Annotated in this window: 1 pseudogene; it reads left to right on the top strand. The window is 66.5% G+C overall.

The window, feature by feature from the left end:
* A pseudogene (locus tag CYR32_RS21760) lies at positions 1 to 340 on the top strand (glycoside hydrolase family 15 protein); the annotation flags it as partial.

The raw sequence follows: 340 nt of genomic DNA, 5'->3' as shown, positions 1-340 counted from the left end.
GACACCCGCAGGCCGTGGGCGCACCACACCTCCCAGGGCACCGTCTGGAATGTCGGCGCGCTGCTGCTGATGCTGCGCGCCAGTGAGGAGATCAGGCACCATGCCGAGTGCGACGATGAAGGGACGCGTGCGGTGTTCACGGTGGCCGCAGGCGATCGTTACCTGGCGGCGCTGCTGGTCACGAAAGATGAGCCGCTGGCGGTGCCCTGTCTGGAGCGGATTGATGAGCGCATCGACACCAGCGATCTCGCCTGGCGGAGCTGGGTCGGCGGCTTGTGCTATGAGGGGAAATACCAGGACGCGGCGCGGCGTTCAGCGCTGGCGCTGAAATTCCTCTGGT

This window comes from Chimaeribacter coloradensis, from assembly GCF_002858715.1.
In the GTDB taxonomy this organism is placed as follows: Bacteria; Pseudomonadota; Gammaproteobacteria; order Enterobacterales; family Enterobacteriaceae; genus Chimaeribacter; species Chimaeribacter coloradensis.
The sequence above is the reverse complement of the archived record's forward strand: the minus strand, read 5'-3'. Positions and strand labels throughout refer to the sequence as shown.